Here is an 18,231-nt window from a genome sequence, read left to right on the forward strand (position 1 = left end):
CAGCCTCCTTAATTCCAACGTCTTTTCGCAACAGACTGTACAGTCAGGAAAAGACAAACTGCGATCACAGACAGGAAATATAAAATTCCCTTTATGTCAAAGATTGAATTGGCAAAATTATCAAAATGGCTGCTAAGATTGACAATATTCAGTACCTTCTGAATTCCTCCCGAGAAAAAGGAAGAATTTACGATATACACAACTGCAAGAATGATCTCTCCGACCACACACACAACTGCGGAAATCAGAAGGTTCTTGATCATTGTGTATATGATAAGTGCTGCTGCAAAAATCAGAAGTCCAAATGTAATACACGTAGACAATGCTCCCTCTGAAAAGAATGAGGAGATTCCATTCATCATATAAAATGCAAACAAAAATACAAAGGTAAGAACTGCCGCAATTACCTGGCTCTCAGTCAGAGAAGATACAAACACACCAAGTGCAAGGTTTGCACAGCCCAGAAGGAAAAATCCCAGAATACCTGTGTATGCTCCTGCAAAAGATACAGTTCCGAATTTTGACATCAACAGTGGGTAAAAACACATAATAAGCATCGGAATCGCAAAGATTGTTACCAGTGCAAGATATTTGCCAAAAACAATCTGTCCAACGGAAACCGGCGCTGTCAGAAGCAGCTGATCTGTTTTCTGTTTCCTTTCTTCTGCCAGAACTCTCATTGTCAGGATCGGAACACTGATCAGAAATACAAAGGTCAGTGCACTCAGTGTATATTCAAATTTGGGATATGCTGCCCCTAACTGATATGCTGAAAAATAAATACCTGTAAGAAGCAGGATAAAAAAGATAAATAAATATCCTACCATAGATGTGAGATAACTTCTCAGTTCTCTCTTATATACTGCTGTCATTTATCTTCCCCCTCTTTCTCTGTAGCCTCAGGCTTCTTCGTATCTTCGGTCAGCTCCAGGAAAATCTCTTCCAGTGATACTTTTCTGGACTGCATTTCCAGAATTGGATAATGGTTCTCTGCCATCTTAAAGAAAACATCTTCACGGATATCTGTATTTTCTTCTGTGGAGAGTTTCACTGCCCAGCCATCCTGATCCTTGTCGGCAGTAATGGAAATTTCTTTAACTCCCGGAATTTCTCCAAGAAGAATACGGATTTTGTCCCGGTCTCCTCTTACAAGAAGTGAAAGATTGTTGGAACCCTGTGCAAGTTTTCCAAGGTTGTCCGGTGTATCACTTGCAACCAGCCTGCCGTGAGAAATAATCAGCACGTAATCGCAGACCGCACTTACTTCTGAAAGAATATGCGAACTCAGGATGACTGTATGTTTCTTCTTGAGGCTTTTGATCAGATCACGGATTTCTATGATCTGTTTCGGATCAAGTCCTACTGTCGGTTCATCAAGAATGATGACTTCCGGATATCCAAGGATTGCCTGTGCAAGTCCTACTCTCTGTCTGTAACCTTTGGACAGATTTTTGATCAGACGATTTCTCATATCTGAAATTTTGACCATTTCCATGACTTCTTCAACCATGGATTTCTTTTTGTCTTTTGGAATTTTTTTGAGATCAGCGACGAAATTCATATATTCCAGCACTGTCATATCGAAATAAAGAGGTGGCATTTCCGGCAGATAACCAATACACTTCTTTGCCTGTTCCGGCTCTTCCAGTATATCATGACCATCGATGGTCACTGTTCCTTCCGTAGATGCTATATAACCGGTGATCATATTCATAGTCGTTGATTTACCGGCTCCGTTCGGCCCGAGAAAGCCGTAGATTTTTCCCTTCTCTATCTTAAAAGAAAGGTGGTCGACTGCCGTATGGTCTCCATAGCGTTTGACCAGATTGTTTACTTCAATCACAAAATTCTCCTCCTTTTCATCATAAACAGAAAATGTTTCCGGGTGAAACAGAGATAGGGGGTACCCGGAAACATCTTTTATCTGAGGAACGATTCTTATGTCCGTTCCTTGGAATATTCTATGAGAAAGTTGTGATAAAAATAGGATAAATGTGTGATGATTTTGTGAAAATAGCTGCGATAAATTGCGATAAATTATGACAGGGGTTCTTTCAGCGGAGTCCCTGCTTTGCGCGGATAACGACCTGGTGTTGCTTTGATCTTCTCTATTACCACAAGAGAACGCTGGATTTCTGAATCAGGAAGCTGGAAATACACAACATCCTGAATCTTTCCTCCGAGGATTTTGACTGCTTTCTGTGCCTGTTCTACTTCTTCCTGTACAGTGCCTGATTTATAGGAAATAAAATAACCGCCTGTCTTTACATACGGAAGGCAATATTCTGACAGAGTTGCCAGATTTGAAACCGCACGGGACACACAGAGATCATATGTCTCTCTGTACTGTTTGTTCTTCGCATATTCTTCGGCTCTGCCGTGAATTGCTGTAATATTTTCCAGCTTCAGCATCTGAAAAGTTTCTTCGAGAAAGTTGACTCTTTTTTTGAGAGAATCCAGAAGGCAGGCCTCCAGATGTGGAAATGCGATTTTGAGAGGAACACCAGGGAATCCTGCACCAGTTCCAATATCCATGATTCTTTTTATCCGGCTCATGTCTACAGCCTTCACGCAGGCAAGACTGTCCAGGAAGTGCTTTATCAGCACTTCCTGAAATTCTGTGATTCCGGTCAGGTTCATGACTTTATTTTTTTCTACAAGATATTCATAAAAATCTGTAAACTGTTTTTTCTGGTTCTCATCAAGAGTGATTCCCAGTTCCTTACAGCCTTCTTCCAATATGGTTAAATCATATGCCATTGATCTGCTCCTTCTTTATACATTTCGTCTGTACTGTTCCAGATATACCAGAAGCACAGAGATATCCGCAGGTGATACTCCGGAGATTCTGGATGCCTGTCCTATTGATACCGGACGGTATTCTTCCAGTTTCTGCCTTGCCTCAATGCGAAGACTTCCGACCTTCTCATAATCCAGATCTTCCGGAATCTTCTTTGCTTCCAGTTTCTTGAACTGTTCCACCTGCTTCATCTGACGCTTGATGTAGCCTTCATACTTCAGGTTGATCTCAACCTGTTCTTTTACATCCCATGGAAGGAACGGCCGCTCCTTGTCAATTGGTGCAAGATCTTCATAATTAAGCTCCGGTCTTCGGATCAGCTCTGCAATTGTCGTTCCGGATTTCAAAAGAGTACTTCCTTTTTCCTCCAGAAGCTTCTGCACTTCAGGGGTGCCTCCGATCGTCGCATGCTCTGTTCTTTCGATTTCTCTTGCAATCGCAGCTTCCTTTTCCAGAAGTTTCTGGTAAGTCTCCTCATCGATCAGACCGACCTGATAACCTTTCTTGCGGAGACGTAAATCTGCATTATCCTGTCTGAGAAGCAGACGGTACTCTGCACGGCTGGTCATCATACGATATGGTTCATGGTTTTCCTTGGTAACAAGGTCATCGATCAGAACACCAATGTATGCCTCCGAACGGTCAAGGACCAGCTGTTCCTGTCCTTTTACTTCCATAGCCGCATTGATTCCAGCGATCAATCCCTGTGCTGCTGCCTCCTCATATCCTGAACTTCCATTAAACTGTCCTCCGCTGAAGAGTCCTTTGATCTTCTTGAATTCCAGTGTTGGATAAAGCTGTCTTGGATTGATGCAGTCATACTCGATCGCATAAGCGTTCTTGACAATTCTTGCATTCTCAAGTCCCGGTACAGAATGGTACATCTCATCCTGTACATCCTCCGGGAGAGAGCTGGACATTCCACCAATATACATCTCATTTGTATAAAGGCCTTCCGGTTCAATAAATACCTGATGCCTTTTTTTGTCTGAAAATCTTACAACCTTGTCCTCAATAGATGGACAGTATCTTGGTCCGGTTCCCTCGATCATTCCGGAATACAATGGCGATCTGTCAAGGTTTGCCCGGATGATCTCATGTGTTCTTTCATTTGTATAAGTAAGCCAGCAGGATTTCTGCTCGATCTGCACACTTTCCGGATCTGTAGAAAAAGAAAACGGTACGACTCTCTTATCTCCAAACTGCTCTTCCATCTTGGAATAATCGATTGAATTTCCTGCAATTCGTGCCGGTGTTCCGGTCTTGAATCGAAACATTTCAATTCCAAGTTTTTTGAGAGAGTCTGTCAGATAATTTGCCGCCTGCAGACCATTCGGGCCTGTATAATTGCTGACATCGCCATAAATACAGCGCGCCTTAAGATAAGTTCCCGTACAGAGTACCACTGCCTGACAATGATAGATTGCTCCTGAATACAGTTTTACACCTGTGATCTTTCCTTCCTCTGCCAGAAGCTCTGTCACTTCTCCCTGTTTGATCGTAAGATTTGGCTGATTTTCCAGAGTCTTACGCATTTCTGTGCTGTATGCCTGTTTGTCTGCCTGTGCCCTGAGTGAATGTACCGCAGGTCCCTTGGACTGGTTTAACATTTTGGACTGAATAAAAGTCTTATCAATGTTCTTACCCATCTCTCCACCAAGTGCATCCAGTTCTCTTACCAGATGTCCCTTGGAGCTGCCTCCTATATTCGGATTACACGGCATCAGCGCAATACTGTCCACACTGACGGTAAACATGACGGTATCAAGTCCCAGCCTTGCACAGGCAAGAGCTGCCTCACATCCTGCATGACCGGCCCCAACTACAACAATATCACAGTTTTTTTCCAGTCTTCTGTCCTCCATTTTTATCTTCCCTTCTTCTATCAATTGCTTTTATTTTCCTGTACAGAATTTGCTGAAAATCTCATTTACCAGATCTTCGCCTACGGATTCTCCCACGATCCGGCCAAGACTTTCATAGGCGTTCATAAGATCAATGGAAAAGAAATCCTCTGCCATTCCCATATCAATGCTGTTTTTGACAAGCTTCAGGCTTTCCCTGGCCTCTTCCAGCGCAGCTTTATGTCTTGCATTTGTGATATATACTTCATCATTAAAGGAGAGTTCTCCCTTAAAAAACATATTTTTGATCTCTTCTTCCAGTTTGCGGATTCCTTTTTCTTCTACTATCGAAACAGGAATTACCGGATTTCCCGTTCTTTCCTGGAGTTTTGCCATATTTACCACTGGTTCCAGATCTGTCTTGTTATAGATCACGATGCTTTTTCTTCCGGAAAGCAGTTCTATGATATCTTCATCGTTATCATCAAGTGGTCTGGAGGAATCCACAACATACAAAATGAGATCTGCATCCTCTGCCATCTGTTTTGCTTTTCCTACACCAATTTTTTCTACTATATCTTCTGTCTCTCGGATTCCGGCTGTATCGATCACGCGAAGCGTGATACCATTCAGAGAAATATATTCTTCCAGGATATCTCTGGTCGTACCTTCAATCTCTGTGACGATCGCACGGTCCTCTCCTACCAGAAAGTTCAAAAGAGAAGATTTTCCTGCATTCGGTTTACCAAGGATAACCGTCTTGATACCCTCCTGGATCATTCTTCCGTCATCCGCAGTTTTCAACAGATCTGTGATTTCTCCGGCCTCTTTATCCACAATCTTCGCAAGCTCCTGTGGATAGCCTTCCAGATCATAATGCTCCGGATCATCCAGTGCTGATTCTATATATGCGATCTGGTAAAGCAGTCTGCTTCTGATTTCTTTGACAGCCCTCTGTACGGAACCCTTAAGCTGCTCTACAGAACTCTTAAGAGCCATGGAATTTCTGGCCTGAATGACATCCATGACAGCCTCTGCCTGTGACAGATCCAGCCTTCCGTTTAAGAAAGCTCTCTTTGTAAATTCTCCCGGTTCTGCGATTACTGCCCCGTTTTTGAGCACTGTTTCCAGAACCTTTTTCATGGCATAGACTCCACCATGACAATCTATTTCTACGGTATCCTCACCTGTATAAGTATGAGGACCTCTCATGATCATAACCAGAACTTCATCTACTACATCCTCCCCATCATAGATAAATCCATAATGAATGGTATGACTCTGCACTTCCCTGATATTTTTCTTTCCGTTTTTGGAACGATAAATCCGGGAAATCACGTCCATTGCCTCATCTCCACTGATACGAACAATTCCTATTCCGGAAGCACTCATAGCTGTTGAGATCGCAGCGATTGTTTTTTCCATATTGTCTCCTTGTAATTAAAGTAAAAAAAATGTTATCCCAGAGAAAGCACACGTCTATCGCGTGTTATTCATGCTTTCACCTAGAATAACATTTTCTATTTCAGTTGTGAACTGTTTTCATTGCTGATTTATTATCTTTTTAATTTGACAACTACATGACGGTATGGTTCTTCACCTTCACTTACTGTCTCTACGAATTTATTACCCTGAAGTGCAGAATGGATAATTCTTCTCTCATAAGGATTCATTGGTTCAAGAACTACAGGTTTTCTTGTTTTCTTAACCTTATAGGCAATTCCTCTTGCCAGATTTTCCAGAGTTTCTTTTCTGCGTCTTCTGTAATCTTCCGTGTCAAGCTTCACTCTGATGTAGTCAGCTTTTCCTTTATTTACAACAAGGCTGGTAAGATACTGGAGAGAATCCAGTGTCTGTCCTCTCTTGCCGATAAGAATTCCCATATCCTGACCTTCAAAATCGACTTCCAGACATCCATCCGTTGTATTATACCTGGATGTGATCTCAACCTCACCAAGATCCATAGATGCGAATACATCATGAAGGAACACAGAAGCTCTCTCTTCGATTTCCTTAATCTCCTCCGGATCTGTAATGACCTCGATCGGTCTTGATACTTTCACTGGTTTTTCTTTTGCCGGTTTTGTTTCTCTGACAGGTTTTTCCTTGTGGATTTTTTCTTTAGACTGTTTCTCTCTGGCCGGTTTGGAGTGTTTTTCTTCTTTGGAGTTCTCTGTCTTTGCTTCTGGTTTATTGTGAGAAGCCTTAACAGATGCCCGCGGTGCTGGTTTTGGTGAAGCCTTTTTCACCTCCGGCTCGTCCTTAAAAGCATCCAGCTTTACAGAATCTACGATTTCCTCAAGTTCTTTTTCTTCTGAATGATCTTCTACTTTACGAGCTTTTATGATCGCAGGCTTGCTTCCAATTCCGAAAAATCCAGAACTGCCTTCACTGATTACCTGAATGTCAAGCTGATCACTGGAAACACCCAGTTCAATACATGCTTTTGTAATTGCTTCATTTTTGTTTTTTGCTGAAAACTGCATATATTCATTCATGATAAAACCCCGACCTTCCCTCTCTTATTTCTTTTTGTTTTTCTCATCAAAAGCTCTGACCATGTTTGCTTTTGCGGTAATGCTGCCTTCTTTTGCATGAGCAGCATTCTGATAAGCTTCTTCTACTTTCTTCGCACGTTTCGCTTCATCAGAACCACTCATACCCTTGTCGATCTTGTTGATATTCTTAACACTCTGATGTGCCTGATTTGTAATCTTCTGCGGCGGAAGTCCTTCTTTTGCTCTTTTGGCTTCCATCTTCTTCATGTTTTCATTTACAAGGTCATCAATGTTCATCTTGTTCAGATGGCGATTGATAAGAATCTGCTGAATACTTCTTACTACCGCACTTGCGATCCAGTAAATACCAAGACCCACAGGGAATGTGAAACAGAAAAATGCTGACATAAGCGGCATTACTGTATTCATAGTCTTCATGGAGCTTGCCATTGCATTATTCTCATCACCGCCCTGTGTTGCTGCCTGTGGCATAAGCTTCAGGTTGAGCATCTGTGTTGCCCATGACAGAACCGGAATTGCAAGAGCTGCAATGATCAGAAGCAGAGACCCTGTTTTGATGTAACTCAGCGGCTGATCTGCAATGTTCAGAACACCGAAGGTCTGCATCTTCTGGATTTCAGAAGCAGTTTTGCTGATCTGATCTGAGAATCCGGAGAACTGGCTGATCTCCTGTAAGGATTTCCACTGAGACGGAGACAGAGCATACAGAAAATCTACGATAGAATCTGCGTTGTCTGTGACCTGTCTTACCCGGGTCATTTTGTTATCTGTAATAAACTGATTAATGATATCTGCAAATCCGTTTACAGAAAGGATCTGGGTGCAAACACCATTGAATACATTATATACACTGCTTACATATGCAGGAATATTCTGAATTACCTGATACAGAGCGTACAGAATTGGGAGCTGGATTGCAAGCTGCACACAGCTTCCTGTAGGAGATACCCCGTATTTCTGATATACAGCCTGGGTTTCCTCCTGCATCTTCATCATTGAATCCTGATCTTTTTTACCCTGATATTTCTTCTGGATTTTCTGGATCTCCGGCTGCATGATCGCACTCAGCTTAGAGAATTTCTGCTGTTTGATCTGCAGAGGAGTCATAAAAAGATAGATCAGAATACTGAAAATAATAATACAAAGGCCAAGGTTCTGAATTCCAACCATATCCAGCACTTTGTAGATACCGTTCATGATCCAGCCCATCACGATTGCGACCTGGCCGATGATCGGGGTACCACTTTTAGTAGCCAAAATCATACTTTCCAATTTCTAGTTCCTCCTGGATGATCTTACGGAACATCATAATGATTGTCCCATTTACCTTTATGGTACGGGATCATATCCTCCATGAGAAAAAGGATTACACCGTAATATTCTCCATATTGCCAGTAATCCTCCCCTGAACGCACCATATTTTTCGATTGCTTCCAAACCATATTGAGAACATGTGGGAATATAAGGACACTTTGTTCTCTTCATCGGTGATATATATTTCTGGTAAAGACGGATCATTTTAATAAGAAGTTTCTTCATCCGCACAAACCTCATTTATGATCTGATGTTTCCCTGCCAGATGCATAAAAGCACTTTCTATCTCATGATAGCTTCTGCCCTTTGCTGCCGGCCTTGCAATCACAACAATATCAAGATTTCTGTTAAAACGTTCTTCATTCAGACGATAACTTTCCCTTACCAGTCTGGTGAGTCTGTGGCGAACCACACTATTCCCTACTTTTTTACTTACTGATATTCCCAGACGATTCTTCATGTACTGATTATCCAGTACGTACATCACCAGATACCGATTTGCTTTTGATGTTCCATGTCTGTATACCTGCTGAAAATCTTTGTTTTTCTTTAAGGACTCTGAATATTTCATCGAATCCCCTTTCTTTTATTATAGAAGAAAAGACCACATAACTGCGGTCTTATATCTTAGGCTGATAACTGCTTTCTTCCTTTTAATCTTCTGGCTGCTAATACTTTACGGCCGCCTTTTGTGCTCATACGAGCTCTGAAACCATGAACTTTCGCTCTAGATCTTTTCTTTGGCTGAAATGTCATTTTCATAGGTAAAGCACCTCCTTTATCTATTATCCCTATTCATACTATTATCATAGAACATCGTTTTAATTATATGCATTATCACGCTGTTCGTCAAGCAAAAATTCACAAAAAATCCAATAAAATTACGTATTTCCGACACTTTCAAAATAACCCACATTGCATTGTGTAAACATCTGGTTTACGTAAAGTTATCCACTTTTTGTGGATAACTTGTGGATAACTCACATTTTTATCACCTTTTTATCCTCATGAATGTCTTGATTTTACATATTTTATCAAAAAAATCCTTTATTCCACTCTATTCTGCCTGTGGATAAACTTATACACATATCCGGAGCATAATTTTCATCTTTATCAGATGTTATGTAAACCCTTAGGAGTTTATCCACACTTTCCCATTTATGCACATGTGGATAAAGTGGATAACCTGTGGACAAACTCCACTTTTACCTCTGTTGCAAAGGATAATTTTCCACAAATAATGATTGATTAACCACAAAATTTATTATAATATATAAACGGATATTTATGTCCATTTAACATTTTATATACATTCAAAGGAACCAGGAGATTGAAACATGGATAAAGTTATAGAAAAATGGGATGAAATTCTTCAGACAGTCAAACGTGACTACAACATAAGTGATGTTGCCTTCAATACATGGCTCAAACCACTTGAAGTCTATGATGTAACTGACAATATCATCACGATTCTTGTCCCATCTGAACAGGTAGTATTAATAAATCTTCTCAATAAAAAATATAAGCTTCTTCTCCAGGTTACCATCTGTGAACTGACAGGTATAAGTGAATGCGATGTCAAATTTATCTCTCCTGATGAGGCACCACAGAAGGATATTCCTTCTTATGATAATGCAGCACCTGCAATGTCAGATATTGAGCGCCGCTGCGAAGATGCGCATTTAAATCCAAAATATATTTTTGACACTTTTATTGTCGGAAATAATAACAAATTTGCTCAGGCCGCAGCTCTGGCAGTTGCCGAATCTCCGGGAGATACCTACAACCCGCTCTTTATTTATGGCGGTGCCGGACTTGGAAAAACACATTTGATGCATTCCATCGCTCATTATATTATTGAACACGATGAAAACAGCAAAGTTTTGTATGTAACCAGCGAAGAATTCACCAATGAACTGATCGAAACCATCCGAAACGGAAATAACTCTGCTATGTCCAAATTCCGTGAAAAATACAGAAATATTGATGTTCTTCTGGTCGATGACATTCAGTTTATTATAGGAAAAGAATCTACACAGGAAGAATTTTTCCATACATTTAACAGTCTTCACAGTGCCAAAAAACAGATCATCATTTCTTCTGATAAGCCACCGAAAGATATGGAAATCCTGGAAGAACGCTTCCGTTCACGATTTGAATGGGGGCTGATTGCAGATATTACTCTGCCTGATTACGAGACACGAATGGCAATTCTTCACAAAAAAGAAGAACTTGAGGGCTATAATATCAGCGAAGAAGTCATTAATTATATTGCAACTAACATAAAATCCAACATCCGTGAGCTGGAGGGTGCCTTCAACAAAGTAATGGCAAGCTCCAAACTGGAGAAAAAAGAAGTAACTCTTGAACTTGCTGAACAGGCACTGAAAGATATCATTTCTCCTAATGAACAGAAAGTGATCACTCCGGATTATATTATTTCCGTTGTTGCAGAACATTATCATGTAACGGTTACAGAACTCTGCGGTAATAAGCGAAGCTCCAAAATCGTTATGCCAAGACAGATCGCCATGTACCTCTGTCGCGAAATTCTTGATACTTCACTGAAGACCATCGGCAAAAATCTTGGAAACAGAGATCATACAACTGTTATGCACGGAATCGAAAAAATTGAAAACGAATTAAAGACAAATGAGAACCTCAAAAATTCCATTGACATCTTAAAGAAAAAAATTAATCCACAGGGTTAAGAGACTTATCCACACCTACTTTCAAAGTTGTACAGTGGTTTTACACGAAGTTATACAGTCGATAAATCCTTTATTTTCAAGGTTTCAAAGACTTTTTCACACAATCAACATCCCCTAAGGCGGCTACGGCGGATATCTATATATTTATATATTTATAAAGCCAATTTTCAAACATGAAGGGAGTTATACACACTATGAAAATTATCTGCTCAAAAAACAATCTATTAAAAAGCGTAAATATATCTTTGAAAGCTGTTCCTTCCAAAACAACAATGCCTATTCTGGAATGTATCCTTATGGACGCAACCACAAATCAGATCAAGTTTACAACTAATGATATGGAACTTGGCATTGAAACTATTGTTGATGGACAGATTGAAGAAAAAGGCATGGTTGCACTGGATGCCAAAATCTTTTATGAAATCATCAGAAGACTTCCGGACAGTAATATAACTATCAAAACTGACAGCAATTATGTAGCTACAATCACCTGTGAGAAAGCAAAATTTACGATTCCTGGAAAAGCAGGTGAAGATTTTGCTTATCTTCCTGTTATTGAAAAGGATGAAGCGCTCTCTCTTTCTCAGTTTACTTTGAAAGAAATGATTCGCCAGACAATTTTTTCTATTGCAGTCAATGAAAATAACCGTTTAATGACAGGGGAATTGTTTGAAATCAAAGACAATTGTCTGAAAGTTGTTTCCCTGGACGGACACCGTATTTCTATTAGAAAAATGCCGCTCAAGAAAGATTATGCAGATCGCAAGATTGTCGTTCCAGGAAAGACACTGAGCGAAATCAGCAAAATCCTCTCCGGAGAAATTGATGATCAAGTTAGTCTTTATTTCACAAAAAACCATATTTTATTTGAATTTGATCAGACAATTGTGGTATCAAGACTGATTGAGGGAGAATATTTCCGTATTGATCAGATGCTTTCCAGTGATTATGATACGAAGATAAGCGTTAACAAAAAAGAATTTTTGAACTGTATTGACAGAGCAACTCTTCTTGTAAGAGAAGGAGATAAAAAACCAATCGTAATTGAGATCAGTGATCATAAGATGGAACTGAAGATAGATTCTTCCATGGGATCTATGAATGAAGAAATTGATATTGACAAAGAAGGTAAAGATATTCTTATCGGATTTAACCCTAAGTTTCTGATAGATGCTTTGAAAGTTATTGATGATGAGACAATCCATCTTTATCTGATGAATCCAAAAGCACCATGCTTCATCAGAGATGACGATGAAACCTATACCTATCTGATTTTACCGGTTAATATCAGTCAGAATCAGACCCGATAACAGGAGTATGTCAGAATAAGAGGAGGATTATTTTGGAAATTACAATAAAAGATGAATTTATTAAACTTGGACAGGCACTGAAGCTTGCAGGAGTTGTGGAAGATGGTGTCCAGGCAAAATATGAAATTCAGGATGGAAATGTAAAAGTAAATGGTGAGGTAGATCAGCGACGTGGACGTAAAGTATACGTAGGTGATGTGATCACTTTTGACGGTCAGGAAATTAAAGTTATAAAATAATTATGTATATTGAATCTGTACAACTTCAAAATTTTAGAAATTATCGGGAACTTCACCTGAACTTTGATAAGGGTACGAATATTTTTTATGGAGATAATGCACAGGGTAAAACCAATATTCTGGAGTCTGTCTATATCTGTGGGACGACAAAGTCCCACAAAGGCAGCAAAGATAAGGATTTGATCCGGTTTGGAAAGGAAGAATCCCATATTCGGATGCTTATAAAAAAAGATGGACTTTCCTACAAGATTGATATGCACCTCCGTAAAAATAAGGCAAAAGGAGTTGCGATCAATGGTCTTCCGATAAAAAAGGCAAGAGAACTGTTTGGAATTGTAAATCTTGTCTTTTTTTCTCCGGAAGATCTGAATATTATAAAAAATGGCCCGGGAGAAAGACGCAGGTTCATGGATCTGGAGCTTTGTCAGCTGGATCAGATATATCTTACGGATCTGGCAGGATATAATCATATTGTAAATCAGAGAAACAAACTCCTCAAAGATATGTATCATAATCCGGCACTTCGCGATACTCTTGAAATCTGGGACATGCAGATGCTCCAGTACGGGCAGAAAGTTATAAGCAAAAGAAAAGAGTTTGTAAAAGATCTGAATACAGTCATTCAGGAGATACACAGCAACCTGACTGGAGGAGAGGAAAAGCTTGAAGTCCTTTATGAGCCCAGTACGGAGGCTGAATTTTTTGAAGAAACTCTGAAAAAAAACAGAGACAGAGATATCCGGATGAAGATGACTTCTTCCGGGCCTCACAGAGATGACCTCTGTTTTATGGTAAACGGAGTGGATATTCGAAAGTTTGGCTCGCAGGGGCAGCAGAGAACAGCAGCATTGTCTTTGAAACTTTCAGAAATTTATCTTGTAAAAGAAAAAATTAAAGATACGCCGGTGCTTTTGCTGGATGATGTACTTTCAGAGTTGGACAGCAACCGCCAGACCTATCTTCTGGATTGTATTCATGACATACAGACACTGATAACCTGTACGGGACTGGATGATTTTGTGAGTCATCAGTTTCATCTGAATAAAGTTTTCAAAGTTGTAAAAGGTGAGGTTTTTGAACCTTCCTAAACAGTAACAAAGAGTTTTGACAAGCATATTAGTGTATGTTACACTGTTCATAATCTGGGAAAGTTGGTGAATATATTGGACAAAGAGGAATTTCGGATCAAACTTGAAGAAATTAATCGCCTTGTAGAACAGAAAAACTACAAGGATGCCATGGAAGTTGTAGACAGTATTGACTGGCGTCGTGTAAAGAATGTTCATACTCTGTGTGTTGTAGGTGAGATATATGCGGCAAACAAGCGGTATGATGACAGCCGGGAGATTTTCCTTCTGGCTTATCACAGAGCTCCTATCGGCAGAAATATTTTGTATCGGTTGATTGAAGTATCCCTCAAAATGAAGGATATTGATGAGGCAATGGAATACTATGATGAATTTCTGGAAGTTGCCCCTAATGACAGTACACAGTACGTTTTAAAATATAAAATACGTAAGGCAGAGCAGGCTCCGCTCGAAGAGCAGATCAGAATTCTTGAGGACTACAAAGAAAAGGAATTCACGGAAAGATGGTCATATGAGCTGGCAAAATTATATTATCAGAATGGAGATACCAAGAAGTGTCTGGATCTCTGTGATGAGATGGTTCTCTGGTTCAGTGACGGTAAATATGTCATGAAAGCTCTGGATCTGAAGAGTCGTATGGGAATGCTGACTGGCAGCGAGAAAGAGAAATATGACAGGCAGTTTATTCCGAAACTCAAGACTGTAGAGGAATCAGAAGAACTTAAAGCAGAGTCTCCGTCTGAAGAAAACACGGAATCTGCTGCAGTATCGGAGGATGATGCACCTGTTATTGAAAGCGTAGATATTGATGAACGTGATGTCAATGGAGCGGAGAGTCTTCAGGAAAAAATATCCAAGGGCATTCGTGATATTTTTACAGGAAAGAAAAAAGAAGCTGATAATGATTTAACGAAGGAAGAAGAGGAGACTCCGGCAGAGGCTGTACAGGAAGAGATGATAAAGGATATTTCTTCAGAAGCGGAGCCGACAAATGTGCCGGAGCTTGAACCGGAAGATGCAATCATTCCGCCTCCAAAAACTTCGGGAACTTCTGTTTTCAGTACCATCGAAGAGAAAATTGAAAATGTTACAGAACAGGAGATTCAAAAAGAAGAGCAGGGAAATCCTGAAGAAGCAGCAGAAGACGAGCTTCCGGATGTAGTGATCGAAAACGTTGAGGAAGAAGAGGACGTTCCGGCAGTCGAGGAAGAGACAGTCGAGGCTGAAGAAATTCCGGCCGTTGAGGAGGTCTCAGAGCCGGAAGAAATCGAAGAAACTGTACAGGAAAAAGAAACCAAGCTTCCTGAACTTGAGATTCCGGAGGCAATGAAGAACGTTGGAATGGAGAATCCATTACATACGGAAATTCCGAAGGCTCCGAATATCTGTCTGCCTGGAGCAGAGGACGATGATACACAGGATTTTGAATTTAATCTGGAAGATATGATTCTTGAAGCGGCCACTGCACAGGGAATTGAAATTCCAAAAGAGCCGATCGTCGAGGAAAAAACTCCGGTACAGGAAGTAACTGAAGAAGAGTCTGAGGATTATATGACAGAAGAAGATCTTCGCAGCGCAGAGGAAGAATTTCTGAATGGGCCGGTTAAGAAAGAAAAACCGGAAGAAGACGGTTATGAAGATGAAGATATCACAGAACTGGAGGATGAAGATTTCTTTACGGATCAGTATGAAGAAACCATAAAACCTTCCAGAAGCTCTGGAAAGAAATCTGAATCCAGGAAAGCAAGAAAAGCGGAGAAAGCTGAGCTGGAAGAGGAGGATATGGAGCAGCTGCTCTATACAGTGGAACCGAAACGCAAAGAAAGAGATATCATTCCGAGAGAGAAAAAGATGACTTCAGAAGAAGAGAAGCTTTTTACTTATTTTGCGAAGGTACCCGGACTGAGAGAACAGATCGTAGATGCACTTTATGATGCACAGATCTGTGCTTCTGATAAGACTTCCAGAACCGGAAACATCATTGTTATGGGTGGACGTGAAACTGGAAAAACAAGACTGATCTCAGGTCTGATTCCTGCAATCTGTAAACAGCTGAATCTGGAGGCTTCAAAGGTCGCATATGTGTTTGCTGATCAGATCAACGGAAAAAATATCGCAGACATTGTCCGCAAGATGTCAGGTGGATTCCTGGTTATCGAGAATGCAAATCAGCTGACGAAAGAAACGGTGAACCAGCTGAATAAAGCTATGGAATTCAGAACAGATGGACTGATCGTGATCATTGAGGATGAGAAGATCGGAATGCGTAAACTGATCGCAAGATTCCCGAAATTTACCTCTAAATTTACATCTATGATTAATATTCCGGTATTTACGAATGATGAGCTTGTTAATTTTGCAAAGATTTATACAAGAGAAAACGGCTATACGATCGATCAGATGGCAATGTTATCTCTGTACAATCTGATAAGCACAAATCAGAAAGAAGACCAGCCGATGAATATCGGTGCAGTTAAGGACATCATTGATGGAGCAATTTCCAAGTCCAGAGGCGGTCTTCGTAAACTGATCTCCAAGAAAAAAGTAAATCAGGATGGATATCTGGTACTTTACGAGAAAGATTTTAATTAGTGAGAGGAGAAAATATGACCACACCTTATCTTGGAAATCCTAAATATACCATTGAAGTCCTTCAAAAGTACGGTTTTGTATTCCAGAAAAGGTTTGGTCAGAATTTTCTGATCGATACACACGTTCTGGATCGTATTATTTCTGCTTCTGAAATTACAAAAGATGATTTTGTATTGGAAATTGGTCCGGGAATCGGAACCATGACCCAGTATCTTGCAGAGGCAGCGAGAGAAGTCACAGCAGTTGAGATTGATGATGCGCTGATTCCAATTCTGAAGGATACGCTGAAGGAGTGGGATAATGTAACCGTTCTTCACGGGGATATCCTTAAGACTGATATCTGCAAAATTGCAGAGGAGAAGAATCAGGGACGTCCGATCAAGGTCGTTGCCAATCTGCCGTATTATATTACAACACCGATTATCATGGGATTATTTGAGAGCCATGTTCCGGTAAGTTCTATTACTGTAATGGTACAGAAAGAAGTTGCAGACAGAATGCAGACGGGCCCGGGCTCTAAGGAATACGGAGCACTTTCTCTGGCAGTTCAGTATTATGCGGAGCCAAAGATTGTTGCAAATGTACCGCCGAATTGTTTTATGCCAAGACCAAAGGTGGGAAGTGCAGTGATCTGTCTGACAAGACATCAGAATCCGCCGGTAACGACGCTGGATGAAAAGCTGATGTTCCGTCTGATCCGAGCATCCTTTAATCAGAGAAGAAAGACATTATCAAACAGTCTTAAGAATTCACAGGAACTGCCGTATTCCAGGGAAGAGGTAGAGGCTGCAATTACAGAATGTGGACTTCCGTTGAATATCAGAGGAGAAGCACTGACATTGGAACAGTTTGCCAGATTGTCAGACTGCTTTGTAAAATTAAATAAATAAACAATAAAAAGCATCCGGTGGCTGGTCGGATGCTTTTTACTATTTATTAAATTTAAAAGGAAGGAGAGTTGATAGCCATTTCAGGTTATCAACATATGAAAAAGAAAATTATAAAAATAATGTTGGCTGTATTATTTTTATGGCATTAGTATATCCAGAAAATATGATGGAATCGTGTTGAAGTTATGAAAAAACAGTGAACAAAGGTCAAAAGTTTTATGAATAGAACAAGGATAAAAAAGTTTACAACACAGCCTGAAAAGTATGCTATAATAGGCTCGCCTGAATGGAAAATGTTTGGGCGATTACATGGAAATAATAGCTTCAGGAGGTAATTACAATGAAAATAAACAAAAAATTCAGCGCACTGGTACTGGCAGCAACTCTGGCATGTACAACACCGGTAATGGTATATGCACAGGACAGCAGTTCAGAGATGGTTGATCAGGCAGTAGAGATTCTTAAGGATAATGGAGTAGATGATCTGCTCTCCAATCCAGACAAAGTGGTTGACCTGATCATGCAGACAAAAGAGATTCTGGGACAAGTAGATGTGACAGACGAGGAGATCGGATCTGCACTTGATGTAGCTGCGGAGAGTGTGGGCGTTACTCTGACGGACTCTGATAAAACAACTTTGATCCAGTTATATAATAAATTCAAAAATACAGATCTGGACGAGGAGCAGTTAAGAAGCCAGGTGAATAAGGTATATAATAAGCTGGAGGAGCTTGGAATTACAAAAGAGGATGTTAAGGGAATTCTCGGTAAATTAGTGGATTTGGCCAGAAGTATTTTAAACTGACCTTGTGTGACAGACAGGAGTGCGTTTGTGAAAAACAAACATGAAAAAATATAAAGAAAATAAAATAGTATAGTATAATTGAATAAAAAAAACGAATAAACACAAAATAAATTGTGCAA

General features: G+C 40.2%; 17 protein-coding genes. 7 read left to right on the forward strand and 10 right to left on the reverse strand.

Features of this window, described 5'->3' with window-relative positions; genetic code table 11:
• Positions 1-8: 8 nt before the first annotated feature.
• The 10 genes from LIR34_RS13300 to rpmH form a co-directional block, all read right to left on the reverse strand.
• The gene (locus tag LIR34_RS13300; RefSeq protein WP_161285498.1) at positions 9-872 is read right to left on the reverse strand and encodes an ABC transporter permease; all 864 of its coding nucleotides are present in this window, start codon (positions 870-872) and stop codon (positions 9-11) included.
• The gene (locus tag LIR34_RS13305) at positions 869-1,843 is read right to left on the reverse strand and encodes an ABC transporter ATP-binding protein (protein WP_161285497.1); all 975 of its coding nucleotides are present in this window, start codon (positions 1,841-1,843) and stop codon (positions 869-871) included. The genes LIR34_RS13300 and LIR34_RS13305 overlap by 4 nt, the downstream gene beginning before the upstream one ends.
• Positions 1,844-2,037: 194 nt before the next feature.
• Positions 2,038-2,760: a 16S rRNA (guanine(527)-N(7))-methyltransferase RsmG gene (gene rsmG / locus LIR34_RS13310; RefSeq protein WP_161285496.1), complete on the reverse strand. Its 723-nt coding sequence runs from the start codon at positions 2,758-2,760 to the stop codon at positions 2,038-2,040.
• Between the two features lie 15 nt (positions 2,761-2,775).
• Positions 2,776-4,665: a tRNA uridine-5-carboxymethylaminomethyl(34) synthesis enzyme MnmG gene (gene mnmG, locus LIR34_RS13315; protein WP_161285495.1), complete on the reverse strand. Its 1,890-nt coding sequence runs from the start codon at positions 4,663-4,665 to the stop codon at positions 2,776-2,778.
• 30 nt (positions 4,666-4,695) lie between these two features.
• Positions 4,696-6,069 (reverse strand): tRNA uridine-5-carboxymethylaminomethyl(34) synthesis GTPase MnmE, encoded by a 1,374-nt coding sequence (mnmE, locus tag LIR34_RS13320; protein ID WP_161285494.1) that lies wholly within the window; start codon positions 6,067-6,069, stop codon positions 4,696-4,698.
• A gap of 131 nt (positions 6,070-6,200) precedes the next feature.
• Positions 6,201-7,142, reverse strand: coding sequence for an RNA-binding cell elongation regulator Jag/EloR (jag, locus tag LIR34_RS13325; protein ID WP_173902992.1), 942 nt, complete (start codon positions 7,140-7,142; stop codon positions 6,201-6,203).
• A 24-nt stretch (positions 7,143-7,166) separates the two neighbouring features.
• On the reverse strand, positions 7,167-8,426 hold the full coding sequence (locus LIR34_RS13330; protein WP_173903003.1) for a YidC/Oxa1 family membrane protein insertase: 1,260 nt from the start codon (positions 8,424-8,426) through the stop codon (positions 7,167-7,169).
• Between the two features lie 66 nt (positions 8,427-8,492).
• Complete coding sequence (gene yidD, locus LIR34_RS13335; protein ID WP_161285492.1) at positions 8,493-8,702, reverse strand: membrane protein insertion efficiency factor YidD; 210 nt, start codon at positions 8,700-8,702, stop codon at positions 8,493-8,495.
• Positions 8,683-9,048 carry a ribonuclease P protein component gene (gene rnpA, locus LIR34_RS13340; RefSeq protein ID WP_161285491.1) on the reverse strand — a complete coding sequence of 122 codons (366 nt, stop codon included), beginning with the start codon at positions 9,046-9,048 and terminating at the stop codon, positions 8,683-8,685. The genes yidD and rnpA overlap by 20 nt, the downstream gene beginning before the upstream one ends.
• Before the next feature lie 56 nt (positions 9,049-9,104).
• Positions 9,105-9,239, reverse strand: coding sequence for a 50S ribosomal protein L34 (rpmH, locus tag LIR34_RS13345; RefSeq protein ID WP_005423866.1), 135 nt, complete (start codon positions 9,237-9,239; stop codon positions 9,105-9,107).
• A 575-nt stretch (positions 9,240-9,814) separates the two neighbouring features.
• Here rpmH and dnaA point away from each other — a divergent pair.
• The 7 genes from dnaA (at position 9,815) to LIR34_RS13380 (ending at position 18,112) form a co-directional block, all read left to right on the forward strand.
• Positions 9,815-11,188, forward strand: coding sequence for a chromosomal replication initiator protein DnaA (dnaA, locus tag LIR34_RS13350; RefSeq protein ID WP_173902993.1), 1,374 nt, complete (start codon positions 9,815-9,817; stop codon positions 11,186-11,188).
• A gap of 194 nt (positions 11,189-11,382) precedes the next feature.
• Positions 11,383-12,498: a DNA polymerase III subunit beta gene (dnaN, locus tag LIR34_RS13355; RefSeq protein ID WP_161285489.1), complete on the forward strand. Its 1,116-nt coding sequence runs from the start codon at positions 11,383-11,385 to the stop codon at positions 12,496-12,498.
• Positions 12,499-12,530: 32 nt separating this feature from the next.
• Entirely contained in the window at positions 12,531-12,737 is a 207-nt protein-coding gene (locus LIR34_RS13360; protein ID WP_192926006.1) for an RNA-binding S4 domain-containing protein, read from the forward strand.
• A gap of 2 nt (positions 12,738-12,739) precedes the next feature.
• On the forward strand, positions 12,740-13,825 hold the full coding sequence (gene recF, locus LIR34_RS13365) for a DNA replication/repair protein RecF (protein ID WP_161285488.1): 1,086 nt from the start codon (positions 12,740-12,742) through the stop codon (positions 13,823-13,825).
• Positions 13,826-13,900: 75 nt separating this feature from the next.
• The gene (locus tag LIR34_RS13370; RefSeq protein ID WP_330659938.1) at positions 13,901-16,417 is read left to right on the forward strand and encodes a hypothetical protein; all 2,517 of its coding nucleotides are present in this window, start codon (positions 13,901-13,903) and stop codon (positions 16,415-16,417) included.
• A gap of 14 nt (positions 16,418-16,431) precedes the next feature.
• Complete coding sequence (gene rsmA, locus LIR34_RS13375; protein ID WP_161285487.1) at positions 16,432-17,307, forward strand: 16S rRNA (adenine(1518)-N(6)/adenine(1519)-N(6))-dimethyltransferase RsmA; 876 nt, start codon at positions 16,432-16,434, stop codon at positions 17,305-17,307.
• A 340-nt stretch (positions 17,308-17,647) separates the two neighbouring features.
• Positions 17,648-18,112: a DUF1002 domain-containing protein gene (locus LIR34_RS13380; protein WP_161285486.1), complete on the forward strand. Its 465-nt coding sequence runs from the start codon at positions 17,648-17,650 to the stop codon at positions 18,110-18,112.
• The last annotated feature ends 119 nt before the right edge of the window (positions 18,113-18,231 follow it).

The organism is Blautia sp. MSK17_66, from assembly GCF_020538025.1.
Classification (GTDB): domain Bacteria; phylum Bacillota; class Clostridia; order Lachnospirales; family Lachnospiraceae; genus Blautia_A.

What these genes read in the sequence shown, in the direction of transcription:
- dnaA (WP_173902993.1), top strand. Translation starts at nt 9,815, where the DNA reads ATGGATAAAGTTATAGAAAAATGGGATGAAATTCTTCAGACAGTCAAA.
- rsmA (WP_161285487.1), top strand. Translation starts at nt 16,432, where the DNA reads ATGACCACACCTTATCTTGGAAATCCTAAATATACCATTGAAGTCCTT.
- rpmH (WP_005423866.1), bottom strand. Translation starts at nt 9,239, where the DNA reads ATGAAAATGACATTTCAGCCAAAGAAAAGATCTAGAGCGAAAGTTCAT.
- recF (WP_161285488.1), top strand. Translation starts at nt 12,740, where the DNA reads ATGTATATTGAATCTGTACAACTTCAAAATTTTAGAAATTATCGGGAA.
- mnmE (WP_161285494.1), bottom strand. Translation starts at nt 6,069, where the DNA reads ATGGAAAAAACAATCGCTGCGATCTCAACAGCTATGAGTGCTTCCGGA.
- jag (WP_173902992.1), bottom strand. Translation starts at nt 7,142, where the DNA reads ATGAATGAATATATGCAGTTTTCAGCAAAAAACAAAAATGAAGCAATT.
- LIR34_RS13330 (WP_173903003.1), bottom strand. Translation starts at nt 8,426, where the DNA reads ATGATTTTGGCTACTAAAAGTGGTACCCCGATCATCGGCCAGGTCGCA.
- LIR34_RS13380 (WP_161285486.1), top strand. Translation starts at nt 17,648, where the DNA reads ATGAAAATAAACAAAAAATTCAGCGCACTGGTACTGGCAGCAACTCTG.
- rnpA (WP_161285491.1), bottom strand. Translation starts at nt 9,048, where the DNA reads ATGAAATATTCAGAGTCCTTAAAGAAAAACAAAGATTTTCAGCAGGTA.
- rsmG (WP_161285496.1), bottom strand. Translation starts at nt 2,760, where the DNA reads ATGGCATATGATTTAACCATATTGGAAGAAGGCTGTAAGGAACTGGGA.
- yidD (WP_161285492.1), bottom strand. Translation starts at nt 8,702, where the DNA reads ATGAAGAAACTTCTTATTAAAATGATCCGTCTTTACCAGAAATATATA.
- dnaN (WP_161285489.1), top strand. Translation starts at nt 11,383, where the DNA reads ATGAAAATTATCTGCTCAAAAAACAATCTATTAAAAAGCGTAAATATA.
- mnmG (WP_161285495.1), bottom strand. Translation starts at nt 4,665, where the DNA reads ATGGAGGACAGAAGACTGGAAAAAAACTGTGATATTGTTGTAGTTGGG.
- LIR34_RS13300 (WP_161285498.1), bottom strand. Translation starts at nt 872, where the DNA reads ATGACAGCAGTATATAAGAGAGAACTGAGAAGTTATCTCACATCTATG.